The organism is Micromonospora sp. CNZ303, assembly GCF_004345505.1.
Genome location: NZ_SLVT01000013.1, coordinates 196,975 through 215,408, shown reverse-complemented (window position 1 = coordinate 215,408; position 18,434 = coordinate 196,975). Strand labels below are relative to the sequence as shown.

General features: G+C 74.9%; 19 protein-coding genes. 12 read left to right on the top strand and 7 right to left on the bottom strand.

Annotation, left to right across the window (positions count from 1 at the left end; all coding sequences use genetic code 11):
- Positions 1 to 479 precede the first annotated feature (479 nt).
- Positions 480 to 1,451 (top strand): pirin family protein, encoded by a 972-nt coding sequence (locus EV374_RS21475; protein WP_132238086.1) that lies wholly within the window; start codon positions 480 to 482, stop codon positions 1,449 to 1,451.
- Between the two features lie 42 nt (positions 1,452 to 1,493).
- The gene (locus tag EV374_RS21470; protein ID WP_132238084.1) at positions 1,494 to 2,159 is read left to right on the top strand and encodes a hypothetical protein; all 666 of its coding nucleotides are present in this window, start codon (positions 1,494 to 1,496) and stop codon (positions 2,157 to 2,159) included.
- Positions 2,160 to 2,417: 258 nt separating this feature from the next.
- Here EV374_RS21470 and EV374_RS21465 read toward each other — a convergent pair whose 3' ends face one another.
- A complete protein-coding gene (locus EV374_RS21465; protein WP_207914429.1) occupies positions 2,418 to 3,071 on the bottom strand; it encodes a DUF1345 domain-containing protein in 654 nt (217 codons plus the stop codon).
- 236 nt (positions 3,072 to 3,307) lie between these two features.
- The gene (locus EV374_RS21455) at positions 3,308 to 3,580 is read right to left on the bottom strand and encodes a DUF2795 domain-containing protein (protein ID WP_132238082.1); all 273 of its coding nucleotides are present in this window, start codon (positions 3,578 to 3,580) and stop codon (positions 3,308 to 3,310) included.
- A 154-nt stretch (positions 3,581 to 3,734) separates the two neighbouring features.
- Here EV374_RS21455 and EV374_RS21450 point away from each other — a divergent pair, with 154 nt between their 5' ends.
- Positions 3,735 to 4,145: a DUF2267 domain-containing protein gene (locus tag EV374_RS21450; RefSeq protein WP_132238080.1), complete on the top strand. Its 411-nt coding sequence runs from the start codon at positions 3,735 to 3,737 to the stop codon at positions 4,143 to 4,145.
- Between the two features lie 177 nt (positions 4,146 to 4,322).
- Here the strand turns inward: EV374_RS21450 and EV374_RS21445 are convergent, their stop codons facing one another.
- Entirely contained in the window at positions 4,323 to 5,489 is a 1,167-nt protein-coding gene (locus EV374_RS21445) for a CaiB/BaiF CoA transferase family protein (protein ID WP_132238078.1), read from the bottom strand.
- 73 nt (positions 5,490 to 5,562) lie between these two features.
- On the opposite strand from EV374_RS21445, the gene EV374_RS21440 reads away from it, so the two are divergent.
- From EV374_RS21440 to EV374_RS21410, 7 genes are all read left to right on the top strand, one after another.
- Positions 5,563 to 6,741, top strand: coding sequence for a glycosyltransferase (locus tag EV374_RS21440; RefSeq protein ID WP_132238076.1), 1,179 nt, complete (start codon positions 5,563 to 5,565; stop codon positions 6,739 to 6,741).
- Positions 6,734 to 7,723, top strand: a complete 990-nt coding sequence (locus EV374_RS21435) for a glycosyltransferase family 9 protein (protein ID WP_132238074.1) — start codon at positions 6,734 to 6,736, stop codon at positions 7,721 to 7,723. Before EV374_RS21440 ends, EV374_RS21435 begins: the two co-directional genes overlap by 8 nt.
- Before the next feature lie 226 nt (positions 7,724 to 7,949).
- A complete protein-coding gene (locus tag EV374_RS21430; protein ID WP_132238072.1) occupies positions 7,950 to 8,969 on the top strand; it encodes a TerC/Alx family metal homeostasis membrane protein in 1,020 nt (339 codons plus the stop codon).
- A 79-nt stretch (positions 8,970 to 9,048) separates the two neighbouring features.
- Complete coding sequence (locus EV374_RS21425; RefSeq protein WP_207914437.1) at positions 9,049 to 9,639, top strand: sulfite oxidase-like oxidoreductase; 591 nt, start codon at positions 9,049 to 9,051, stop codon at positions 9,637 to 9,639.
- Positions 9,636 to 10,370: a ferredoxin reductase gene (locus EV374_RS21420; RefSeq protein ID WP_132238068.1), complete on the top strand. Its 735-nt coding sequence runs from the start codon at positions 9,636 to 9,638 to the stop codon at positions 10,368 to 10,370. Before EV374_RS21425 ends, EV374_RS21420 begins: the two co-directional genes overlap by 4 nt.
- A gap of 20 nt (positions 10,371 to 10,390) precedes the next feature.
- Complete coding sequence (locus EV374_RS21415; RefSeq protein ID WP_132238066.1) at positions 10,391 to 10,684, top strand: DUF6510 family protein; 294 nt, start codon at positions 10,391 to 10,393, stop codon at positions 10,682 to 10,684.
- Positions 10,681 to 11,130 (top strand): hypothetical protein, encoded by a 450-nt coding sequence (locus EV374_RS21410; RefSeq protein WP_207914427.1) that lies wholly within the window; start codon positions 10,681 to 10,683, stop codon positions 11,128 to 11,130. The genes EV374_RS21415 and EV374_RS21410 overlap by 4 nt, the downstream gene beginning before the upstream one ends.
- 62 nt (positions 11,131 to 11,192) lie before the next feature.
- On the opposite strand, the gene EV374_RS32705 is transcribed toward EV374_RS21410, so the two are convergent.
- On the bottom strand, positions 11,193 to 11,354 hold the full coding sequence (locus EV374_RS32705; RefSeq protein WP_165947859.1) for a hypothetical protein: 162 nt from the start codon (positions 11,352 to 11,354) through the stop codon (positions 11,193 to 11,195).
- Between the two features lie 194 nt (positions 11,355 to 11,548).
- A complete protein-coding gene (locus EV374_RS21405; RefSeq protein ID WP_132238064.1) occupies positions 11,549 to 12,634 on the bottom strand; it encodes a hypothetical protein in 1,086 nt (361 codons plus the stop codon).
- A gap of 224 nt (positions 12,635 to 12,858) precedes the next feature.
- Here EV374_RS21405 and EV374_RS21400 point away from each other — a divergent pair, with 224 nt between their 5' ends.
- Together EV374_RS21400 and EV374_RS21395 are read left to right on the top strand one after the other, a co-directional pair.
- Positions 12,859 to 15,012, top strand: coding sequence for a glycogen debranching N-terminal domain-containing protein (locus EV374_RS21400; protein WP_132238062.1), 2,154 nt, complete (start codon positions 12,859 to 12,861; stop codon positions 15,010 to 15,012).
- 51 nt (positions 15,013 to 15,063) lie between these two features.
- The gene (locus tag EV374_RS21395) at positions 15,064 to 16,365 is read left to right on the top strand and encodes an NAD(P)/FAD-dependent oxidoreductase (RefSeq protein ID WP_132238060.1); all 1,302 of its coding nucleotides are present in this window, start codon (positions 15,064 to 15,066) and stop codon (positions 16,363 to 16,365) included.
- 161 nt (positions 16,366 to 16,526) lie between these two features.
- Here EV374_RS21395 and EV374_RS21390 read toward each other — a convergent pair whose 3' ends face one another.
- Both EV374_RS21390 and EV374_RS21385 read right to left on the bottom strand, forming a co-directional pair.
- Entirely contained in the window at positions 16,527 to 17,321 is a 795-nt protein-coding gene (locus EV374_RS21390; RefSeq protein WP_132238058.1) for a fused MFS/spermidine synthase, read from the bottom strand.
- Between the two features lie 62 nt (positions 17,322 to 17,383).
- Complete coding sequence (locus EV374_RS21385; protein WP_132238056.1) at positions 17,384 to 18,364, bottom strand: DUF2267 domain-containing protein; 981 nt, start codon at positions 18,362 to 18,364, stop codon at positions 17,384 to 17,386.
- Positions 18,365 to 18,434: the final 70 nt, after the last annotated feature.

Below are 18,434 nucleotides of genomic sequence, written 5' to 3'. Positions count from 1 at the left end.
AGGACATGCCCCTGACCAAGGCCGCCCAGACCGTACAGGTGTCGGCCTACCCCGACCACTACGCCCAGTGGGAGCAGCAGGCCGCCGACCTCGTCACCGAGCACTGGAACAGCTGACAGCAGTAGCCGATCGTCTGGCCGGCAGCCCATTCCGGGGTGCCGGCCAGACACATGTCCGGAACTTTCCGGGCCTCGCCCGCCGAAGCTCGCGGGCGGCGCCTACCGGAGCCCTCGGGCCTCACCCACCGAAGTAAGCCCGGGCGACGCCAACCGGAAGCCACGGGCCTCGCCCACCGAAGTAAGCCCGGGCGACGCCAACCGGAAGCCCCGGGCCTCGCCCACTGGAGGTCGCCCGGGCCCCACCCACCGGAGCTCCGGGTGTCGCGCACCGGGGGGCGCCCCGATCGCGCCGATGTCGGAGTGGGCTGAGCGGTGGGGAGGACGACGGGCTCGTGGCCTGTCCGGGCGTACAGTCGGGCGGTGGAGCGTACCGAGAAGATGCCCGCGCAGACCCGACCACCCGGCGTGGCGACCGCCGATCCCGGTAGCGTCCTGCTGCCGGGCCACGACGTGCCGCTGGGTCGCTACACGACCGTGCGTCGGCTGCTTCCGCAGCGGCAGCGGCGGATGGTCGGCGCCTGGTGCTTCGTGGACCACTTCGGCCCGGACCACGTGGCCGAGCGGCCCGGCATGGAGGTGCCGCCGCATCCGCACACCGGCCTGCAGACCGTGACCTGGCTGCTCGACGGGGAGATCCTGCACCGCGACAGCCTCGGCAACGTCCAACCGATCCGACCCGGCCAGCTCAACGTGATGACCTCGGGGCACGGCATCGCGCATTCGGAGCGGTCGCCCGAGCGGCATCCGCCGTTGATGCACGGCGTGCAGCTCTGGGTGGCGCTGCCGGACCCGGCCCGCGCCGGGGCCGCCGACTTCGCCCACCACGCCGACCTGCCGCGCTGGCGCGACGGCGAACTGGACGTCACCCTGCTGGTGGGCGAGCTCGCGGGCGAGCGGTCCCCGGCCCTGACGTACACCCCGCTGCTCGGCGCGCAGGTGGAGCTGCGCGGACCCGCGCCGGCCACGCTGCCGCTGCGGCCCGACTTCGAGTACGGGCTGCTGGCCATGTCCGGCACCGCCGAGGTCGACGGGGTGCCGTTGACCCCGGGGGCGCTGCTCTACCTGGGCACCGATCGGGAGCGGCTCACCCTGACGGGCGCGCCGGGGAGCCGGCTGCTGCTGCTCGGCGGGGCTCCGTTCGAGGAGCCGCTGGTCATGTGGTGGAACTTCGTCGGCCGCTCGCACGAGGAGGTGGCCGCCGCGCGGGAGGACTGGATGGCCGGGCGGCGTTTCGGCGTCGTCGCCGACGATCCCGCCCCGCCGTTGCCCGCCCCGGCACTGCCGACCACCCGCCTCAAGGCGCGCGACCGCAGCGGCGGGCTGCACGGCTGAGGCAGGCAGGCGTGGCCGGGCGCGGCGCGGGTAGTCGCCGGCATGCCGACCACATCCACTTCCCGTGTCGAGGACAGGAAACGCCTGGTACGCCGGCTCGCCGGCAGTGGGCGCGGCTTCGCCGAGCAGTACGGTTTCCGGGTCGTCAACAACCCGTCGAGCCTGTTCCAGGTGCTCTGCCTCGCCGTGCTGCTGGCCCGCCGGGGTGACTTCCGGCGGGCCGTGGACAGCGCGCACGCCCTGCCCGCCGCGGGCTGGGACAGCGCCGCCCGGCTGGCCCGGTCCCTGCACGGTGACCGGGTACGCGTGCTTCGCGACAGCGGCCAGCGCGGTGACGTCGACGCGCTCGCCGACACGCTCGGCGACCTGGCGCGTGCCGTGGTGGACCGCTACCGGGGCGACCTGCGCCGCCTGCGCGCGGTGGCCCACCACGACCCGGCCCGGGAGCGGGAACTGCTCACCGAACTGCCCGGGGTGGACGCCACGGTGGTCGACCTGTTCCTGCGCGAGGCCCAGGCGCTGTGGCGCGAGGTGGCGCCGGTGGCCGACCGGAGGGCGCTCGTCGCGGCCCGCCGGCTGGGGCTGGGCCGTTCCGCCGACGACCTGGCGGGCCTGGCCGGCAGCGGGGAGTCCGAGCGCCTGGCCTGGCTTGTCGGGGCGTTGGCCCGGGTGGACCTGGAGAAGCGGTACGCGGAGTTGGCCGCCTGACGCCGTGGTGGGCTGGCCCACACTTCCTTCGTAATCGTCCGAACGGGTGATGTTTCATCGTATGATGATCGCGGCACTGATGCCCGCCCGGTTCGGGTGTGCATCGACCGCCTGGTGGTCGCGGCCCGGTTCGGGCCCGACCGGCCACCGGACAGGTTCTGTGTGGCGCCCCGGTCGCGGTTCGCGACGGGGGCGCCCGCCTGTCCGGCAACTTCCCGCACTCCGCCGGGCGGCGGCCCACCTCACGCGGATGCCGGCTCATCTCGCCAGGCCGGCCAGCAGGTTCACCGTGACCGCGATGATGAACGCCCCGAACAGGTACGACACCATCGAGTGTCGCAGGACCGTCCGGCGCATCTCGTTGCTGGTCAGTGACGTGTCGGAGACCTGGAAGGTCATTCCGACGGTGAACGCCAGGTAGGCGAAGTCCGAGTAGCGTGGCGGCTCCGACTGGTTGAAGTCGATCCCACCGTCGGGCCCCGTGTAGTAGATCCGCGCGTACCGGGCGGCGAACACGGTGTGCACCACCAGCCAGGACAGCAGCACGCTCAGCACGGCCAGCCCGCCGTAGGCGTCGCGGGCGGGCGTGGCGGGCGCCCCGTGCGCGCTGGTCACCACGATGCCGACGGCCAGCAGGCTGGCCAGGCAGGCGGCGAGCAGCAGCACGTCACGCGCCGCCCGGTTCGGGTCCTCGTACACCGCCAGTCGGGCCGTCCCCGGCGCGTCCATCGGCCACAGCCGGTGCCAGACCAGCACCAGCCAGCCCAGCGCCGCGGCGTCCCAGCCGGCCAGCGGCGCCAGCGCCGGCGTGCCGGCCAGCGCGGTGAGCCCGCCGACCACCAGGCCGACCGCGCCCATCACGGTGAGCTGGACCGCGGCCGGGGTGTGCCCGACCGGCGCGCGCGTCGTCATCCGTCACCGGCGCGGGCCCGCCCGCCGCGAGCGCCACGCTCCGACCCGAACGTGCCCGGCATGCCCGGCCCGGACGTGCCCGGCCCGGACGTGCCCGGCCCGGACGTGCCCGGCCCGGACGTGCCCGGCCCGGACGTGCCCGGCCCGGACGTGCCCGGCCCGGACGTGGCTGGCGTGGACGTGCCCGGCCCGAACGTGCCAGGCCCGGGCGCGTCGTCGGCCCGCGACAGCAAGGGTCAGATGCCGCGCAGGTGCTGCGACACGCGCTGGTGCCGCTTGTCCCGGGCCTGCTCCGCCCGCTGCGCGGAGCCGACCTCCGGGGCCGCCTCGATGCCCGCGGAACGGGCCACCTCGTTGCCGTTGGCGTAGTCGACCGGCGGCAGGGCCCGCAACGCGCGAAGCACGTCCGGCGGGGCGCCCTCCCGTTCGGCCTGGCGTACCACGTCGTCCTTCTCGGCCGGGTAGTCCAGGCTCGACAGGTACTGCAGCACGTCGGCGTAACTCGCCATGGTGTCGGCTCCTCCGGGGCATCGATCCGGTCACGACCGGCGGCGGTTACCCGCCCGGCGGGCCGTCACGCGCCGTCCCGCGCGGAAATCCCCGTCGTTTCCCGGCCGTGCCGGCGGGTACGCGCAGGCCCCGACGCAGCCTGAAGGAGCCCGGATGAACTACGACACCTTCGTCGACCAGGTCACCCAGCGCACCCGTACCTCCTCGGAGCAGGCGGTGACGCTGACCCGGGCGACGCTCGAGACCCTCGCCGAGCGGCTGACCGGCGGGGAGGTGCTGGACCTGGCGGCCCAGTTGCCCAAGCCGTTGCAGCTCGTGTTGAAGCCGAGCCCGGGTACCGAGTCGGCGGAGCGGTTCGGCGCGGCCGAGTTCGTCGCCCGCGTCGCCGTGCGGGCCGGCGTCACCGAGCCGGCGGCGCGCGACGCCGCCCGGGCGGTCTTCGTCACCCTGCGCGAGGCGATCAGCGGCGGCGAGTTCGACGACGTGGTGGTGCAGCTCCCGCGCGACTTCCGGGACATGGTCGAGCCCGCGATGGCGCCGGGCGCCACCCTGCGCCGCTCCTGACCCTGCCACCGACCCGGCGACGCCGGTCGGGACACGCCCGGTGGTGCCGCCTGCCCGGTGGTGCCGGCCGTGCTGCCCGCCAGGTGGTACCGGCCGGTCGTACCGCCCGGCGGTGCCGGCCGGGACGACTGGGCGGTGGGTGCCGGCCCCGCAGTGCCCGCCGTGTGGTGTGCCGCCTCAGGCGACGGCGCCGGCGGCGCGCAGGGCGGCGACCCGTTCCGGGGCGAAACCCGCCCCGGCCAGCAGTTCGTCGGTGTGCTCGCCCGGCTGGGGCGGGGGGCGGCGCAGCGCGGTGGGAGTGCCCGAGAAACGGGGCGCCGGCGCAGGCTGGGTGACCCCGTCCCGCTCGACGAAGGTGCCCCGCGCGGCCAGGTGCGGGTGCTCCGGCGCCTCCCGCCAGTCCAGCACCGGCGCCACGCAGGCGTCCGAGGAGCCCAGCAGCGCCGTCCACTCGTCCCTGGTCCGGGTGCGGAACAGCCGCGCCCACGACCGGCGCAGCGCCGGCCAGTTCGCCGGGTCGGTGCGGTCCAGCGCCTCGTCCGGGGCCAGCGGGAAGCCGGTACGCCGGACGAGCTCGTCGTAGAACCGCGGCTCCAGCGCGCCGACCGCCAGATACCGGCCGTCGGCGCACTCGTACGTGTCGTAGAAGGGAGCACCACCGTCGAGCAGGTTCACCCCGCGCGGGTCCTGCCACATGCCGAGCCGGCGCAGCGCGTGGATCTGGGTGCTGAGCACCGCCACGCCGTCGACGATGGCCGCGTCGACCACCTGACCCCGCGCGCCGCCGCGCGCCGCGTACAGGGCGGAGACCAGGCCGAGGGCGAGCATCATCCCGCCGCCGCCGAAGTCGCCGAGCAGGTTCATCGGCGGCACCGGGCGCTCGCCGGCCCGGCCGATCCCGTGCAACGCGCCCGTCAACGCCAGGTAGTCGATGTCGTGCCCCGCGTACGGCGCCGTCGGGCCGTCCTGTCCCCAGCCGGTCATCCGGCCGTAGACCAGCCGGGGGTTCGCCGCGAGGCAGTCCGCCGGGCCGACCCCGAGGCGCTCGGTGACCCCCGGGCGGAACCCCTCGATGAGCGCGTCGGCGTCGGCGACCAGGGCCAGCACCACCTCCCGCCCGTCGGGCGACTTCAGGTCGACCCCGATCGAGCGGCGTCCCCGGTTGAGCAGGTCCGGGTGCGGGGTGCCGAAGGCGTCCGGGTCGACGTCCGTGGCCCGGTCCACCCGCACCACGTCCGCGCCCAGGTCGGCCAGCATCATCGCGGCGAACGGGCCGGGACCGATGCCGGCCAGCTCGATCACCCGTACGCCGGCCAGCGGGCCGGCCGGGACGTCCTCGGTCATCGGCACACCATAGGCGAGGCGCGTTTGCGTCGTAAGGGGCCGGGAACCCGCCCGCCGAGAAGCGGGAGGTGGCGTGGTCGACGACCGGATCAGGGTGGCCATGCTGCACGGTCCCGGTCGGCCCGACGCCGACGGCGTCAGCGACTACGTGACGCACCTGGTCGAGGCGCTCGACGGCGTCGGTGTCGAGGTGACCCCGGTGCCGGTGCGCCCCGACGCCGACCGGGGACGCTGGCGGGCCGCCACCGCCCGGGCCGCCCGCCGGGTCCGCGAGCTGGCCCCCGACGTGGTGCACGTGCAGTTCGCCCCGTCGGCGTACCGGTTCTCGGGCCAGCCCGGCCTGCTGCCGTGGCGGCTGCCCCGGCGGGTGCCGCTGGTCACCACCCTGCACGAGTACGGCTGGTGGGCCTGCCCCGGCTGGCTGCCGACCCGGCTCTGGTCGGCGGTGGAGCGGGCCCGCTGCTGGGACCGGGAGTCCGGCCGGTTGGTGCCGGCCAGCGCGGCCGTGATCGTCACGAATCCCGGCCACGGCGACGTGGTCCACGCGCGTACCGGCCGGCGGGCCACGCACATCCCGATCGCGCCGAACGTCGTCGACCGCGTCGGCGCGTCCACCGCGGGGCTGCGCCTACGTGCGGAGCTGGGCCTGCCGGAGGGCGCGCCGCTGCTGGCCTTCTTCGGTTTCGTGCACCCGGTGAAGGGACTGCGGTACCTGATCGAGGCGCTGCCGCAGCTGCGTCGCGACCATCCGGACCTGCGGCTGCTGGTGGTCGGCGGGTTCACCTCGCAGGCGCTGCCCGAGCGGGAGGCGCGCGCGTTCCGCGCCGAGCTGACCGGGCTGGCCGACCGGTGCGGGGTGGCCGACGCGGTGACGTTCACCGGGCACCTGCCCGCCGAGCGGGTCTCCGCCGCGCTGCACGCCGCCGACGTGGCGGTGCTGCCGTTCACCACGGGGGTGAGCACGAAGAGCGGCGCCCTGCTCGCCGCGCTCGCGCACGGCGTGCCGACCGCGGTGACGCAGTCCGACGCCGGCGACGACGGGCCGCGCCGCAGCGGCGCGGTGGCGGTGATCGGCGCCCGCCGGGACAGCGCGGCGATCGCGCGTACCGTCGGCAGGCTGCTCGCCGACCCAGTGCTGCGCCGCCGGCTCGCCGAGCGCGGGCGGGCCTTCGCCGCCGCGTACTCCTGGCCGAGGGTGGCCGCCGCGCACCGTGACCTCTACGCGCGGACCCTGGGGCGCGTGGATGCCTGACCGGTACGCGGACATCCTGGTGGTCGACCTGCTCGGCGGGATCGGCGACCTGCTGATGCTGCTGCCGGCGGTGCACGGCCTGGCCCGCCGCAACCCCGGCGCGCGGCTGCGGGTGCTCACCCACGATCCCGGGGCGGACCTGGTGCGCGCCGACCCGGCGGTCGCCGAGGTGCGCACCCCCCGGCACGGCCGGCCGGGCGCCGAGCGGGAGGCGGTCGTCGAGGCGCTCGCGGCCCGCCGGCCGGACCTGGCGGTCGCCACCACCCGCTACGACGGCATCCCCGAGCTGCTCGAGGCCGGCGCCGGGCGGGCCGTGACGAACCTGTGGCGCGATCCGCCGCCGGAGCAGCCGGTCGGTGACCGCTACCTGGAGATCCTTTGCGCCGAAGGGCTGCTCGGCGCGGCCGACCGGGCCGCCCGGCCCCGGGTCCACCTGGGCGACGAGGCCCGGCGTGCGGGGGAGCGGGCGGTGGCCCGGCTGGTGGGGGAGCCCCTCGCACCGCCGGTGGTGCTCGTCACCGACGCCGGGATGGCGGTCAAGCGCTGGCCGGAGAGGCGCTGGCGGGGGCTGGCCCGCGCCCTGACCCGGCGCGGACACCCGGTGCTCACCGTCGGCCCGGTCGACCCCGCCGCGCCGGTCGGGGTGCCGCTGCCCCGAGCCGACCTGCCCACCCTCGCCGGGCAGCTCGCGGCCGTGGGCCGGCGTGGCGGCGTGGTGGTCGGGCCGGACACCGGGCCGGTGCGTCTCGCCGCCGCGACCGGCGCCGCGACGGTGGCGCTGTTCGGCCCCACCGACGCCCGGCGGTACGGGATGGGCGGCACCGACCTGCAGGGCCTGCCCGGCTGCGGGCACCGGCGTCCCACCGCCATCACCGAACAGCCCTGCTGGTGGGAGGCGCGCTGCCCGCTCGACCCGGCCGGCCCGGCGTGCATGGCCGACCTCGACGTGGCGGCCGTGCTCGCCGCCGTCACCACCCGCTGAGCTGGGACGAAAGCCCCTCGACGCCCCAGATCACGCCGTGCGCGCGTGATCTGGCGTGCCCCGTTTGCCGAGCCCACGGCCCTGCCCTAACCTTGTCGCGACGAGGGGAGTACTTCCCACGAGCCATCCCGGTCAGTACGGCGTGCCCGGAGCACGCCTCGGGTGGCTGCCCACGAAAAGTGGGTGAAGGAGACCTCGAACATGACAGGGTGTTCGAGGAGGCTCCATGTCCGATTTGCCATATCTTGCTGCCACCGGTCTTCAGTCGGTGGGCACCCCCACGCTGTGGGGCGTCACCATCGCCGCCGTGATCGCCCTGCTGGTGCTGGACTTCCTGGTCACCCGGAAGCCGCACGAGGTGTCGATGCGGGAGGCGCTGGGCTGGTCCGCCTTCTACATCGCCCTGCCGCTGGCCTTCGGCGCCTGGATCTGGGCCCGCTTCGGCTCCCAGCAGGGCGTGGAGTACCTCACCGGTTACCTGGTGGAGAAGTCCCTCTCGGTCGACAACCTGTTCGTCTTCATGCTGCTGCTGGCCGCGTTCGCGGTGCCGGCCGAGCTGGCCCAGCGGGCCCTGCTCTACGGCATCACCGGCGCGCTCCTGCTGCGCGCGGTGTTCATCGCCATCGGCGCGGCGGCCCTGCAGACCCTGGACTTCGCCTTCCTGCTCTTCGCGATCATCCTGCTGCTCACGGCGGCGAAGCTGCTGCGCGACGCCGTCACCGGGCACGAGCAGGAAGTCGACATCAGCAAGATGCGTTCGGTGCGGCTGCTGCGCAAGTTCATGCCGGTCACCGAGGAATACCACGGCCCGAAGATGGTCGTGCGCCTCTCCGGCCGGCGTACGCTCACCCCGTTCGCCCTCGTGGTGACGGCGCTGCTCGCCACGGACATCGTCTTCGCCGTCGACTCGGTGCCCGCCGTCTACGGCATCACCGAGGACCCGTACCTGGTCTTCGCCACCAACGCGTTCGCCCTGCTGGGGCTGCGGGCGCTCTACTTCGTGCTGCACGCCGCGCTCAGCCGGCTCGTGCACCTCAGCTACGGCCTGGCGATCATCCTGGCGTTCATCGGCGTCAAGCTCGGTTTGCACTGGGCGCACGGCATCTGGCCGGGCGTGCCGGAGATCCCGACCCTCGCCTCCCTGGGCGTCATCATCGGCGTCCTGGTGATCGTCACCCTCACCAGCCTGCGGGCCACCAGCAAGGCCGGCCGGGGCGAGAAGGAAGTCGTGGTCGAGCGGAACTGAGGCGTCACCCGTCGCGGTGCGGATCCGCCGACCGCGCCTCGCCACCCGCCCCGGGTGGTACGACTGACGGGTGGGAATCGTGTCACCGGGCTTCCAGGGCCGGCCCCGCTCCGCGGAGCCGGCCCTGCCGCCGGGGCAGTACCTGACGCAGGACTTCCCGGTGCTCTCCGCCGGCCCGACGCCGAGGGTGCCGCTGGAGACCTGGGAGTTCGTCATCTCCACCGAGTCCGGAGCCGAGTTCCGCTGGAGCTGGGACGAGCTGATGGCGCTGCCGCAGGAGACCCCGGCGGTGGACATCCACTGCGTCACCCGCTGGTCGAAGCGGGACACCGACTGGCAGGGGGTCTCCCTGGACACCCTGCTGGAGGGCGTCGACACCGACGCCCACTACGCGCAGGCCCACTCGTACGGCGGCTACACCACGAACCTGCCGCTGGCCGACCTGCGCGGCGGGCGCGCCTGGATCGCGCACCGCTACGACGGCGGCCCGCTGCCGGCCGAACACGGCGGCCCGGCCCGACTGCTCGTGCCGCACCTCTACTTCTGGAAGTCCGCCAAGTGGGTGCGCGGCATCCGGCTCACCACGGACGACCAGCCCGGATTCTGGGAGACCGCCGGCTACCACGACTACGGGGACCCGTGGCGTGAGCAGCGGTACCAGGGCGATTGACCGCCCCGCTGCGCTGGCGGGTGGCCCGGCTGTGCGAGCGCCGGGTGGAGACGCCCACCGCGCACACGCTGGTGCTGGAGGCGCCCGGCTGGCCGGGGCACCTGCCCGGGCAGCACGTCGACGTGCGGCTGACCGCCCCCGACGGCTACCAGGCGGCGCGGTCGTACTCGCTGGCCGGTCCGGCCGAGGGCGACCGGATCACGCTGACCGTGCAGCGGGTGCCCGACGGCGAGGTGTCGCCGTACCTGATCGACATCTACGCCGAGGGCGACCCGGTGGAGGTGCGCGGCCCGGTCGGCGGCTGGTTCGTCTGGCGGCCGGAGGAGACCGCCCCGGTGCTGCTGGTGGCCGGCGGGTCGGGCGTCGTGCCGCTGATGGCGATGGTGCGCGCCCGCCGCGCCGCCGGCAGCCGGGTGCCGTTCCGGCTGCTCTACTCGGTGCGCACCCCGGCCGACGTGTTCTACGCCGACGAGCTGCGCCGCCGGGTCCGCGACGACCTGGGCCTGGACGTCGCGTACGTGTACACCCGCGAGGCACCGCAGGACTGGCGGGGCGAGCCGCACCGGATCGGGCTGGCCGACGTGAACAGCCACGGCTGGCCGCCCGAGCTGGAGCCGCTCTGCTACGTCTGCGGGCCGACCGGCTTCGTGGAGACGGTGGCGGACCTGCTCGTCGGGCTCGGCCACCAGAGCCGGCGGGTGAAGACCGAACGGTTCGGCCCCACCGGCTGAGCGTCGAGGAGGAGCGCCCGATGACCGACACGTCGTACCTGGACGGCAACATGCTCGACGGCCCGCTGCGGGAGCTGTTCGCCGTCGACCTGAGCACCGCCGCCGGGCGGTGCGAGCACTGCCGCACGCTGGGCCCGCTGGCCGGCCTGCGGGTCTACCCCCATGCCCCCGGCCTCGTCGGCCGCTGCCCGAACTGCGCCGAGGTGATGCTGCGGCTGGTCCGTTCGCCCGGGCACGCCTGGCTGGACCTGCGCGGGGCCACCTTCCTGCGGGTGCCGATGCCGCCGGAGCAGCCGTACCCGGGCCCGCTGTGACGGCGGGGGAGGGCGAGGCGGCAGCGGCGGCCGGGCCGGACGGGGGGCCGGCGGTGCACGAGGACCTGCGGGCGCGGTCGGCGTCGGAGGTGTTCGACGACCACCTGCGGCTGGCCGCCGAGCACCGGTTCGCCGAGGACCTGGCGCGCAACGTGTCGCCGTCGTGCGTGGTCCTGGAACGGCGCGGCGTGTTCCGCGGGCACACGGGCGTCGGGGAGCTGGCGCGACTGCTGGAGGAGGAGCTGCCCGGCGCCCGCTACGTGTACACGAACCGGATGGTCGAGGGCCGGGTGGCGTTCCTGGAGTGGACGGCGCGGATCGAGGGCGTACGGGTCTGCGACGGGGCGGACTCGTTCCTCATCGAAGAGGGCTGGATCGTCGCCCAGACCATCCACTACACGCTGGAGCGGGTCGACGACGGGGCGGACCAGCCGGCCGGTCCGTGACAGCCGCGCCCACCGGCGAACAGGCCGGTGGCGGCACGTCACGACCGCCACCGGCCGCCGGGTCAGCGCCCGGGCCGGCGCGCCTCGGGCCGCTGGCCGTCGAGGCGTACGAACCGCCCCTGCTTGTGCTCGACGCGCCGGCGCTGCCGGGCCGTGAGCTGCGGGCGACCGCTCTGCCGCAGGTAGATCGGCTGCCGCCGGTCGTTCGACATCGGTGTGCTCATGGCGCTGTCCTCCCGTCGCTCGGGTGGCGGTGGAGCACCACCGTGCCGCCGGGGCGGGTGAGGTGAACCCACCCGCCCCGGGTGATCCGGCGCGGCCGAGTCGGCCGCGGTCGCCTGGACGGCTGCGGTCTTGGACGGCTGCGGTCGCCTGGACGGCCGCGGTCGCCTCGGAAGCGGGAGGCGGCTGTGTCGCGTCAGGCGCGGGAGGTGAAGGTCGCCAGGAACCGGTGCGGAGTGATCACCCCGGCGTTGTCGAAGCAGACCACGTCCACCTCGACGTCGAGCGCGGTCGACCAGGGCTGGGTCAGGTGGCAGTAGTTCGACCCGACCCCCTGCGCCACCACCTGGGCGTGCGTCTCCGCGACTCCGAGCTGCGGGAACTTCGCCAGGTAGCGGCCGGCCGGGGCGATCGCCGCGACGGTGTTGGCGCCGACGCCGAGCACCGAGTTGTCGTTGGTCGGCCCGCCCACCGCGGTGCCCAGGTAGCCGAAGCGCGACGGCGGGGCGAGCGAGCCGATCACCGGCCGCCGACGGTGGTAGGACAGGGCGAAGTCGGTGGCCGCCGGCGCGCCCGCCTGGTCGAAGCAGGACACGTTCGCGGCCACGTCGACGCCGGAGAAGGACCAACTGTCGATCTTGCAGCGGCGCGGTGCCGCGTTCGGCTGGACCGCGGTGACCTGCACGTCGCCGGCCAGCGCGCCGGCGAGCCCGACGCCCGGCAGCTTCACCGCCCACTGGCCGAGTCCCAGCGGGCCGAGGCCGTTCGCCGCCCCCGTCGAGTTGTACGACTGGACCAGCGCCCCGCCGGCCTGCTGGACGTACGCGTGGGACGTGCCCGGCGGCAGCACGCCGCTGCTGGTGGTCCACAGGACGGTGAACGGGGTGTCGTCGCGGTCCCCGCCCGGCTTGTGGCACTGCACGTCGACGATCTGGTCCGCGCCGGAGGAGAACCAGCGGACGACCTCGCAGTAGTGGCCGGTGCGGTTGACCGGGGTCACGTGCGGCACTCCCCGGGCGCCGGCGCCGATCTGCGGGAAGCGCACCTGGAACCGGCCCGGGGCAAGCTTGCCCCCCTGCGCCCAGGCGGCGGGGAAGGCGGTCTTCCAGCTGCCCCACTGCCGGGTGGTGTCGAGCACCGTCCAGGCCGGCACGGTCGGGTCCTTGACGTAGGCGAAGCCCCATCGGTCGGCGGTGGCCGCCGCGGCCGGGCCGGCCGGCGCGAGCACGCCGGCGGCCAGCACGGCGGTCAGCGCGGCGGCGGCGAGTGAACGGAGTCGCATTTTTCCTCCTGTTGACGATGGTCGGGTCGGCAAGCAGCGTGCGCCGCCACCGGGGCCGTCACTGTCGGCAACCGCACAGTCGCGTGTCGCAAGTCCGCCGCTGTCGGCACCCGGCCTCGGGCCCGTCGGCCCTGGTTCCACCCGGCGTCCCCCGTGAACGGTTCCGCGTCGCTTCACCCGGAGCGGGTGATGACGGAGGGTGACGCTCTTCCTACGGTGGAGTCATGGCTGTCGTCCGTCCGACCCCCGCCGACCCCACACCCGGCCTGCGGGCCGCCGCCGGGCAGAGCGGCGACCAGCGGGCCATGCCGCCCGAGCTGGGCCCGGACTCCATCGCCGTGCTCAGCGGCCCGACCTTCATGTACTCCGACCCCTGCGGGGACGTGCCGCCGGGCAGCATCGGCGGCCTGGTGCACCTGGACACCCGGCTGCTCAGCGGCTGGGTGCTCACCGTCAACGGCGAGCAGTTGCTGGTGCTGCGCGCCGAGACCATCGACCACTACTCGGCCCAGTACGTGCTGACCAATTCGGCCCAATCCGGCCTGCCGCCGGACAGCCTGGGCATGCGGCGGCTGCGGTACGTCGGCGACGGCTTCCACGAGCGGGTGGAGATCGTGTCCTTCCGGCCGGAACCGATCCGGTTGGAGCTGCGGCTGGCCGTGGGCGTCGACTTCGCCGACCTGTTCGAGGTCAAGTCGGGGGTTCGGGACCGCTCCGCCGAGATCACCCGCAGCCACGCGCAGGACGGCTCGGAGCTGTGCTTCACGTACGCCCGGGGCGACTTCGCGGCCGAGACCCGGGTCTGCTGCTCCCGGCCGGCGGACCGGGTCGAGGGCGACGACCTCGTCTGGGACATCACCCTGCACCGACGGGAGGAGTGGTACGTCGACCTGCACGTGCCGCTGCCACCGGGAATGGGGGTGGTGGAGCCGGTCCGGGGCGACATCGCCGACGTGTTCCACCGCCGCGCCGACGACCCGGTGCGCCGCTGGGCCCTCGGGCGGGCGGTGCTGCGCAGCGACAACCAGGCGCTGGCGCGGACGCTCGAGCAGACCCGCGACGACCTGGCGGCGCTGCGCCTCGACCTGGAGGTCAAGGGACAGCGCATCATGCTCCCCGGCGCCGGCCTGCCCTGGTTCCTCTCCGTCTTCGGCCGGGACACCCTGATCACCGCGTACCAGACGCTGGTCGCCGGCCCGGCCCTGGCCAAGGGTGCGCTGCTCGCGCTGGCCCGGTTGCAGGGCGAGAAGTGCGACGACTTCACCGACGAGGAGCCCGGCAAGATCCTGCACGAGGTGCGCAGCGGCGAGCTGACCCGGACGGGGACGAAGCCGTACGGGCCGTACTACGGCTCTGCCGACGCCACCCAGCTCTGGCTGGTCCTGCTGTCCGAGTACTGGCGGTGGACCGGCGACGACGAGACCGTGCGGCTCCTGCGCGACAACGCCCTCGCCGCGCTGCACTGGATCGACCGGTACGGCGACCGCGACGACGACGGCTACGTCGAGTATGCGACGCGCTCCCCGGAAGGGCTGGGCAACCAGTGCTGGCGCGACTCCCCGGACGGCGTCTGCTTCGCCGACGGACGCATACCGGTGCTGCCGATCGCCACCAGTGACCTGCAGGGCTACACCTACGACGCGAAGCTGCGCCTGGCCGAGCTTGCCGACGGTCCACTCGCCGAGCCCGAGCTGGCCCGGCGGCTGCGCGCCGACGCCGAGGCGCTGTACGAGCGGTTCAACCGCGACTTCTGGCTCGATGAGCGGGGCGGCTTCTACGCGGTCGGGCTGGACGGCGACAAGAACCCGATCGACTCGAAGACCTCGAACATGGGGCACCTGCTGTGGAGCGGAATCGTGCCACCGGAGCGGGCCGGCACAGTGGTGCGGCAGCTGATGGGCGGGGACATGTTCTCCGGCTGGGGGATCCGCACGCTCTCCTGGGACGAACGGCTCTACAACGCCCTCGGCTACCACCTGGGCACCGTCTGGCCGCACGACAACTCGCTGGCGGCGCTCGGCATGGCCCGCTACGGCTACCGGGCGGAGGCGAACCGGGTGAGCCTTGCCCTGCTCGAGGCGGCCGAGCAGTTCGGTCACCGGCTGCCGGAGGCGATGAGCGGATTTCCCCGGGAGCGGCTGCTCTTCGCGATCCCGTACCCGACCGCGTGCAGCCCGCAGGCGTGGGCGGCCGGCACGCCGCTGGCCCTGGTCCGGGCGATGCTCAACCTGAACCCCGTGGACGGCCGATTGGTCCTCGACCCCGACATCCCGCACGAGATCGGGCGGATCGCCGCCGAGCGGGTGCGGGCGTTCGGGCGCTGCTGGGAGGTGGAGGCGGTCGGTCAGACCGGGCACGTCCGGCTGGCCGAGTGCTGAATCGTCCGACCCGCCACGTTTGCCCCGCCCCGGGGTGGGAACGGGGCGGCAATGACGAAACCTCGTGTGGTGATCGTGGGGGCCGGGTTCGCCGGTTACCACGCGGCGAAGACGTTGAGCCGGCTGGCCCGGGGCCGGGCCGAGATCGTGGTGCTGAACTCCACCGACTACTTCCTCTACCTGCCGCTGCTGCCCGAGGTGGCCGCCGGCGTGGTCGAGCCCCGACGGATCTCCGTGCCGCTGACCGGGACGCTCGACGGGGTGCGGGTGCTCATCGGCGAGGCCGACCACGTGGACCTGCAGAACCGCTGGGTCGGCTTCACCCAGCCGGAGGGGGACCGCAACCGGATCGCGTACGACCGGCTGGTGCTGGCCGTCGGCAGCGTCAACAAGCTGCTGCCGATCCCCGGTGTGACCGAGTACGCCCACGGGTTCCGTGGCCTGCCCGAGGCCCTCTACCTGCACGACCACGTGATCCGGCAGATCGAGCTGGCCGAGCAGACCGACGACCCGGCCGAGCAGCAGGCGCGCGCCACGTTCGTGGTCGTCGGCGCCGGCTACACCGGGACCGAGGTGGCCGCGCACGGCCAGCTCTTCACCGACGAGTTGGTTTCCCAGCGCCCCCGACTCAAGATCCGCCCGAAGTGGATGCTGCTCGACGTCGCGCCCCGGGTGCTGCCGGAGCTGGACCAGCGGATGTCGGAGACCGCCGACCGCGTGCTGCGCCGCCGGGGCGTGGACGTGCGGATGGGCACCTCGGTGGCCGTGGCGACCGCCGACGGGGTGACGCTCACCGACGGCGACTACGTGCCCACCTGCACCCTGGTCTGGTGCGTCGGGGTGCGTCCCGACCCGTTCGTCGCCGAGCTGGGACTGCGCACCGAGCGGGGCCGCCTGGTCGTCGACGAGTACCTCAGCGTCCCCGGCTTCCCCGAGGTGTACGCCTGCGGCGACGCGGCCGCCGTGCCGGACCTGGCCCGCCCGGGGCAGATCTGCACCATGACGGCGCAGCACGCGCAGCGGCAGGGCAAGCTGGCCGCGCACAACATCGCCGCCTCCTACGGGCAGGGGCGACGCAGGCCGTACAAGCACCACGACCTGGGTTGGGTGGTCGACCTGGGCGGCAAGGACGCGGCGGCGAACCCGTTGAAGGTGTCGTTGTCCGGGCTGCCCGCCAAGGCGGTCACCCGCGGCTACCACCTGCTGGCGATGCCGGGCAACCGGGCCCGGGTGAGCGCCGACTGGATGCTCGACGCCGCGCTGCCGCGCCCGGCCGTGCAGCTCGGCCTGGTCCCGGCCAACGCCGTGCCGCTGGAGAGCTCCTCGCCGGAGGTGGCCGTCCGCGCCCGCTGACGACGTGAAAGGAAGGGCACCTTCCTAACGTTTCCGGTAGAGGAAGGGCCCCTTCCCAACACGAGGGCGGCGTACCGTGCGGCGCGACACGAGGGCGGCGCACCAGCGCGCGGGGCGTGGGAGGCACGGCGGGCGCACGGGGGTGCCGGGGCCGGGTCGCCTCAGCGCGGGGCGAGGGCGGCGTCCGTGGCGGGCCGGGCGCCGGCGACGAACGCGTCCAGGGCCGGCCCGTGCAGCACCCCGCCGGGCACCGGATCCCGTGCGGCCCGGGCGGACAACCGGGCCACCGGCAGCCGCCCGGGGCGCAAGGCGGCGGCGAACACCACGTTGCCGTACCGCCGCCCCCGCAGCATCCGGCGGTCGGCGACCAGGCAGACGTCGGCGAAGACCGCCCGCAGGGTGGCCGCCTGGACCCGGGCGAAGACCAGCGGCGGCAGGTCGGTGACGTTGACCAGGAGTACGCCGTCAGGGCGCAGCGTCCGGGCCACCTCGGTGACGAACTCGACGCTGCGCACGTGGGCGGGCATCCGCGCCGCCCGGTAGATGTCGGCGAGCACCAGGTCGTAGCCGGCCGCGGGCGCCCGGGTCACCGCGTCCCGGGCGTCGGCCACCCGCATGTCGACGCCGTCGGGCGGCGCGGGCAGTTCCCGCGCCACCAGCTCGACCACGGCCGGATCGCGTTCCACGACCAGTTGCGGCGAGCCGGGCCGGGTGGCGGCCACGTAGCGGGGCAGGGTCAGCGCGCCGCCGCCCAGGTGCAGCGCGGCCAGCGGCCGGCCGGGTGGCGCCGCCAGGTCGGCCACGGCGGCCATCCGCCGCACGTACTCGAAGTGCAGGTGCCGGGGGTCGGCGACGTCCACGTAGGACTGCTCCACGCCGGCGGCGAGGAGCGTACGCCCGGTGGGGCGGGCCGGGTCGACGACCAGCTCCAGCCGGGGCGCGTCGGAGGGGTCCACCCCGGCAGGCTAGCCGAGCCGGGGCGGGCCGGCGGGTGGGCGTCCGCCGGCCCGTACGCCGGTCAGCCGGTCGCCATCCCGGCGCCCGCCTCGTCGATCGCGTCGTCGACGGCGTGGGCGAGGTCCACGTCCATCGCGGTCACCGCGCCGGCCTGCCGGGACCGTACGGTCAGCACGGCGGTGCCCGGGTCGGGGCGGCCGATGCGCGGGCCGCGACCGGTCTCCCGGCGCAGCCGGTCGATCCGGTCCAGCACCCGGTCCAGGTTGTCCGCCGGCAGCTCCAGCGTGCGGGCCAGCGCCTCGCCGTCGCCGGACCAGTAGGGCAGCGCGCCGAGCGCCTCCCGCAGGTCGGCGTCGCTCAGCGGGGGCGTCGCTCTGGCCACGCCGACCACCCCGCCGCCGACGGACGGCGGCTCCAGCAGGTCACGCAGGCCGTCCGGCACGTGCAGCGACTCGATCAGGTCGCCGTCGTGGTCGGCCAGCGCCGCCACGGTCGCCTCCGCCTGGTAGCGGGCCTGTTCCGGGGTACGGCCGCTGATCCGGCTCACCTCGGCCAGGAAGCCGGGCAGGTCTTGGCGTCGCCTGATGCCGTCCACGGGCAGGACGTCGTGCAGCTTCGTCGGCACCGCCGCCAGCAGCCGCCGGCGTTCCGCCTCGCCGAGGGCGAAGGCCAGGACCAGCACGGTCGACTCGACGCCCACCTTGGCGGTCCGGAAGTCGGCGCCGGTACGGCGTACGACGTCGTCGACCAGCGCGTGGTAGCCCAGCGGGGTCCCCTCCGGCGCACCCGAGCCCCGGTCGGGCAGGGGGCGGGGGGACTCCGGGACGCCCGCGGGTGGCGGCGCCGGCCCACCGCGCGTGCTGTCCGGCTTGTGGCGGCTGCCGGCCGGCGGCGGACCGGCGCGCTTGCCCTGCTCCAGGTGGGTGAGCTGCTTGGAGGCGCTCAGGCTGGCCCCCGTCTCGCTGGCCTGCATGCCGCGCTCGCGGGCCTGGCGGGCCAGCGCGCGGCGACGTTGGTTGTCGCCCTCCATCTGCTTGCGCATGGTGACACCTCGCTTCCGCTGGCGTTCCCTCGCTTCCGCCGGTCGCCTTCCCGCCGGCGCCGGCACCGAA